We start from the raw sequence: 5257 nt of genomic DNA on the forward strand, positions 1-5257 counted from the left end.
ACGGGACTCGGCGATACCGGGCCGAAACGGCCCACCGGCCAACATCAGGACCACAGGCGTCCCGCGGCCGGACTCAAATTCTCATACGAAAGGGTGGCGGCCACGCCGCCCTGGCTGCTCTTGGAGACCCTAGCGTCTTGATTGAACCTGAAGTCCCTCTACCTAGTGTGGACGATGACTGAGGTGGAGGGGGTAGAGACGATCACCGCACATCCTCTGAGAGGAAAGTGCGGTGATCATGATAGTAGAGTTGGTCGCAGCTGACTACCTCGCCACCACCCGCACCTCCGTCACCTCCGGCTCCCGCCGTGCCAATCGAACGGCCGCCACGTACGCAACGTGCGGGTCGCTGTACCGGTAGTTCTTCGTCACCCACCGCCGTGAATCGCCAACCTTCTTCTGGACTCTGAAGCTCGTCGCCTCAAACCAGAGATTGACGTACCTGGCCGGCACCGTGGTATCCCTGCCGGTCGCGGTCAGCGGCCCCACCACGAACGCATCCCCGGCCACGAAGTCGCGGCCCCGGAAGTCGCTGTTGTGGACAGCCGCCAGTGCCGTGGCTCGGTGGTTCACCGGTAATCCGTCGATCTTGCCGTGGTCATTGATGTACATTGACGCCTTCGGCCGGAATAGCTCAATGGCCTCGATGTATCCGCCGACCAGATCCTGGTACGCCGACAGGTCGGCAGTGTCCAACTGGACCTGCCGCAGCGGCAGACCGATGTCTGCCGGGATGACAATGGCCGTGATCTCCGCCATGAAGACCAGAACCAACCCTTCGGACCGATGAAGCTGTTGCCTGACACGACGGTCCGTTCCGTGCCAGGCAGCCACACCCCGAAAACGGGAACAGCTGCCTGACACCGAGTAGTCGGTGTACGCAGATCGTGGTAAGTGCCCCGGTGGGGACGGAAGCGGCATCAGGCCGTCCGTCCCCACCGGGGGTGTGGAGTGGTGCGAGGTCCGCGTGGTTACGCGGAAGCCTCGCCACTCCGGGTGCGCCGGCCACCCTTGGCTTGGCCGGAACTGTCGTCCGGCTCCGGGCCGGCTGAGGCTGGCGAGCCAGCACCCAGCAGTGCCTGGATGGCGTCGCGCCGCTCGGCCGCCTGGCGCTCGGCCTCGGCGACCGCGGCTGCCGCCCGGGCCGCGAAGTCGGCTGCACCCCGCTTGGTCTCGACGTACAGCTCGACAGCCCGCAGCAGTGCGGTGCCCATCGGGATGTCCTCCAAGCCGGAGATCAGCTCCAACTGCGCGTGCAGCCGGGGCGGCAGCTTGACGGCCAGGGTCTTGTGCGACCCGGCCTTGGTGGGTTCCGTCATGACGGAACACCTCCTCGGTGTGGTGCGGCTGGCCATCCCCCGAACTGGGGATGACAAGGATCAGCCGCAGGTCACCGACGAGGGAGGGACGCGGACGGCGGCGGCCACGTCCCGGCGGCCGTCACGTGTTCGGGTTGAACACGTAGACGCCGCCCTGGCCATCCAGGATCGTCAGCTCCGTCTCCAACTGCTCGGCCATCTTCTCGACGTTGAGCAGCAGGAAGGGCCGTAGGTGTCGGGGCGAGTTCTCGATGAAGGTCGGCGCGCCCATGTCGTCGAAGACGTGCTCGGCGAACTCCTCGACCGACGGCCAGTGGCCGACGAAGCTGTCACGCACGGCAGCTTCCAGGAAGTCGAGGTCGTCCAGTCCGGCGTGTTGGGCCAGGACGATGAACGGCTCGCCGTGCTCACTCAGAAGCTGTGCAATGCGGGCGACGTCTGCCAGCGACTCATGTTCGCCGAGCGGCAGCCGGTGCAGGCCGCCGCCGTCGAAGTCGTGGATGGCCCACGCTTCGGCCGCCTCGCCGGTCCCGGCGGCGGTCGGCGACGCGGCCAACATCGCCTGCACCGTGGCCTCAAGCGCGGCCACGTCCTGCCCGGCATCGATCCAGGCACCGTGGATCGCGCCGCTGGTGTAGTCGAGCAGTGAGGCGACGTAAATGCGGGGCCGGTCGACCGAGGGGCGCTCGGCGTCTGTGTCCGGTTGGGTGTGCTCCTCTTCGCGCTGGTGGGGGTTGCTGTGTTCCATGCATGGGGGTTCCTGTTTATGTAACTATCGTTGTTGACCTTGACAGGTCGATGTCGCATACTGGAAGGTGCTATGAATGAAGAACAACTCAATAAAATTCTTGACCGACAGTTCGCCATCTTTGCCGGTCACATGAACAAGCGTTTCGACGAATTTCGGGATGACCTTCACGGCGAAATCGCCGAAGTCAAAGAAGATGTCAACCAGGTTCGGAACGTGCTCGACGGCGTAGTCGGTGATATTCAAGACGTCAAGACCGAACTCGGTGCCATCGGCTCCCAGCTCGACCGTCACGACCAGGCCGTCAGGCAGCTCGCGGATCATACGGGTATACAGCTTCAGTACGAGTAAGCCGCATGGCCGCGAGCTTCATACGTTCCCGCGAGATTCGCTCGTCTGCCAGCGCTGCGTACTTCGGGTTCAGCTCAATACCAACCCAGTCCCGCCCATGCCGCTCAGCAGCTACCGCCACCGTGCCCGAGCCCATGAACGGGTCGAGAACGACGCCGGGCCGGTAGCCGGCCTGGCAGTCGCACCCGGGGCGTAACTCACCGGATGTCCCGCCGTGTCCGTGCCGGYGGGCTGGCGCCCGGCGCCACGGGACGCCGCACTGCTCGCACACCCGCTCGGGAACGCCGGCCAGTAGCGGCCGCTCGACAAGGGAGATCGGGAAGGTTGCGAAGTGCGCACCTTTGTAACCCGCCGTAGCGTAGCGCCAGACATCGCCGGGGTTCTTGCCGAGCGGATGGCCGGCGGCGCCGCTCACCTTGAGCGCACCGAGGCCGGTGTTGCGCTGGGTGCGCCTGGTCTGGCGGATGGTGGCGACCACCGACTCAGGCGGGTAGACACGCCCGGCCGCGCGCCGCTGCGCCGCAAACCGGCCGGTGACATGGGGCACCCGGATGACATCGAGGTCAAAGAAGTAGCGGCGGCTGCGAGCGAGAAGGTAGATCACCTCGTGGGTCGTGCTCAGCCGGTCGGTCACGCTCGTGGGCATGGGATTGGTCTTGGCCCACACGACTTTGTTCCGCAAGATCCAGCCATCGGCGGTGAGCGCCAGGGCCAGCCGTTCCGGCCCGAGTAACAGGCTCTTCATCGGTGCGCCGTCCCGCTGGTGACGGGCGTAGCCGTCGCCCAGGTTCAGCCACACCGTGCCGCCGGGCTTGATCACCCCCGCGACCGAGGACATGACCGTCCGGAGTGCGCTCACCCAGCCGTCAACATCGCCCTCCAGGCCGAGCTGCCCAGACACGCCGTAGTCGCGGAGCCCGTAGTAGGGCGGACTGGTGATGACCGTGTCGATCGAAGCGGGCGGCAGTTCAGCAAGCCGCTCGCGGACGTCGCCGACGAGGATGGTGTTGCGCCAGGGCTCTGCCCTACGCGCACCGGTCACGGGCGACTCCCACGGCGGCCGTTGGGCTGGTCGCACAGATCTGGTTCGTCGGGCTCGTCTTCGCTGCCCGGCGCGTTGATCACTTTGAGCAGCCAACGGAGGTCATCGAGCAGACCAAGATTTTTGGAGTAGTGGCGGAGAAGCTCCACCATGTTGGAAATCGTTTTCATTTTCACCTCTGTTCTGATCCACTCGCTGCCGGCGTGGCGGCGACGTTTCGTGTTATTTCGGCTGCTACTATCACCCCTGTTACGGGGGTTCGATTCCCGCCAGGTCGTTTATGGCGGTTATGCTGTTTTTATTTTGAATCCTCGGCTATTATCGTTAGAGAACTAATATTGCTGAGGTGCTATGCGTATACGAAGGGTTCACATAAAGAATTTTCGATGCCTAGAAGACGTGGACATCGAGTTCGATCAAATTACAACGTTCATCGGGCCTAACGGGGCTGGCAAGTCGACCGTTCTGCGAGCGCTAGACTGGTTTTTCAACGGGACTAAGACGTCCGAACTGAGCGACGACGACTTTACTCATGGGTCAAAATCTCGGCAGATTGTTGTTGAGGTAGAGTTTTGCTCTCTGACTGATGAGGACCGTGCCGAACTCGGAGCATATGTAACGCCCGGCTCGGACCGATTCATTGCCTGGAAGTACCGCGAAGAAGACGGCTCCGAAAAGATGAYGAGTAACGCACGTACGTTTGAGGCTTTTGACGCTATGCGCCAGCCAGGCGTAACGGCCACCGAGCGCAAGAAAGCATACGACGAACTTCGTCGGGTGAGTCAGGAGCTTGGTCTGCCGTTGGCCGCTACGGATGTCGCCAGGAAAGATGCAATGCGAACCTGGGAACTGGAGCATCCGGACAGACTGACGGAGTCGCAGCAAGTTGTAACGAACTTCTTCGGGTTCAATAGTCAGGCAAAGATGTCAGGGCTCTTTGACTATGTGCTTGTGACCGCCGATCTTCGAGYGAGCGAACAAATTCTCGACAGCAAGGCCACGATTATCGGGCGTATTCTTGAACGCACGATCAGCCGTGAGGCGGCAGACGCAGAGATCGAGTTGTTGGCAGYGGAGATTCAGAAAAAGCAGAAGGCCGTGTATGACAGTCATTTCACAACTCAGCTAGATACTGTTTCCACGGAGCTTTCGCGGACCGTTGCGCAATATACTGTGGGCCGGACGTTGCGACTCAGCACAGACGATTTTGAGCTTAAGCCACCTCGTACTCAGTTCAAAGTCAGCGTCCTCGATAACGCAGTTGAAACAAATATTGCACGCCAGGGCCATGGTTTTCAGCGGGCCTTGCTTATCGCTGCGCTGCAAGTATTGGCAACCCACGGAGCTGCCGCCCAAGGTAATGGCTCGCTCTGCCTCGCGATCGAGGAGCCGGAGCTTTTTCAGCATCCAGTGCAGGCACAAGCGTTTGCACAAGTCTTGAGAAAACTGGCAGAGAATACGAGCCAGAAGGTGCAAGTAACCTACGCCACCCACAGCCCATATTTTTTGAGCGCAGAACATTTCCAAGAGATTCGACGCGTGACACGGAAGTCGTCGGGAGTCAGTCCGTCCCCGGCCGTGACGGTTACGATGGCCACAGTTGAGGGCGTACTCGCAAAACTCGACGGGTATGTTGATCCGGACGTTGTGGGCAGGCAATTTTACCCAGTTTTCCTTACCAGGCTACCCGAAGCTCTTTTCGCGAATGCCGTTGTTGTGACCGAGGGAACTACCGATTGCGCGTAAGTATTCGGCGATGGCGTGGAGGGGCTGGTTCCGCCGTGTGGCGGTGTCGTG

The 5257-nt window shown here is 61.9% G+C and carries 7 protein-coding genes; 1 reads left to right on the plus strand and 6 read right to left on the minus strand.

Annotated elements, in window-relative coordinates:
- Window positions 1–264: 264 nt before the first annotated feature.
- From KBI5_RS26700 to KBI5_RS26705, 6 genes are all read right to left on the minus strand, one after another.
- Window positions 265–759, minus strand: coding sequence for a DUF3846 domain-containing protein (locus tag KBI5_RS26700; RefSeq protein WP_206745276.1), 495 nt, complete (start codon window positions 757–759; stop codon window positions 265–267).
- Between the two features lie 212 nt (window positions 760–971).
- Window positions 972–1319, minus strand: coding sequence for a hypothetical protein (locus KBI5_RS23685; protein ID WP_116290005.1), 348 nt, complete (start codon window positions 1317–1319; stop codon window positions 972–974).
- 121 nt (window positions 1320–1440) lie between these two features.
- Window positions 1441–2067: an antirestriction protein ArdA gene (locus KBI5_RS23690; protein ID WP_085016520.1), complete on the minus strand. Its 627-nt coding sequence runs from the start codon at window positions 2065–2067 to the stop codon at window positions 1441–1443.
- 24 nt (window positions 2068–2091) lie between these two features.
- Window positions 2092–2391, minus strand: coding sequence for a hypothetical protein (locus KBI5_RS23695; protein ID WP_085016521.1), 300 nt, complete (start codon window positions 2389–2391; stop codon window positions 2092–2094).
- Window positions 2372–3460 carry a site-specific DNA-methyltransferase gene (locus KBI5_RS23700; protein ID WP_198537945.1) on the minus strand — a complete coding sequence of 363 codons (1089 nt, stop codon included), beginning with the start codon at window positions 3458–3460 and terminating at the stop codon, window positions 2372–2374. Before KBI5_RS23700 ends, KBI5_RS23695 begins: the two co-directional genes overlap by 20 nt.
- Window positions 3457–3630, minus strand: coding sequence for a hypothetical protein (locus KBI5_RS26705; protein WP_157902586.1), 174 nt, complete (start codon window positions 3628–3630; stop codon window positions 3457–3459). The genes KBI5_RS23700 and KBI5_RS26705 overlap by 4 nt, the downstream gene beginning before the upstream one ends.
- Before the next feature lie 181 nt (window positions 3631–3811).
- On the opposite strand from KBI5_RS26705, the gene KBI5_RS23705 reads away from it, so the two are divergent.
- Complete coding sequence (locus KBI5_RS23705) at window positions 3812–5206, plus strand: ATP-binding protein (RefSeq protein WP_085016522.1); 1395 nt, start codon at window positions 3812–3814, stop codon at window positions 5204–5206.
- The last annotated feature ends 51 nt before the right edge of the window (window positions 5207–5257 follow it).

This window comes from Frankia sp. KB5, assembly GCF_002099325.1.
GTDB classification, from domain to species: domain Bacteria; phylum Actinomycetota; class Actinomycetes; order Frankiales; family Frankiaceae; genus Frankia; species Frankia casuarinae.

Coding starts and splice junctions, on each gene's coding strand:
- KBI5_RS26705 (WP_157902586.1), bottom strand. CDS start 3,630: ATGAAAACGATTTCCAACATGGTGGAGCTTCTCCGCCACTACTCCAAA.
- KBI5_RS23690 (WP_085016520.1), bottom strand. CDS start 2,067: ATGGAACACAGCAACCCCCACCAGCGCGAAGAGGAGCACACCCAACCG.
- KBI5_RS26700 (WP_206745276.1), bottom strand. CDS start 759: ATGGCGGAGATCACGGCCATTGTCATCCCGGCAGACATCGGTCTGCCG.
- KBI5_RS23695 (WP_085016521.1), bottom strand. CDS start 2,391: ATGATCCGCGAGCTGCCTGACGGCCTGGTCGTGACGGTCGAGCTGGGA.
- KBI5_RS23685 (WP_116290005.1), bottom strand. CDS start 1,319: ATGACGGAACCCACCAAGGCCGGGTCGCACAAGACCCTGGCCGTCAAG.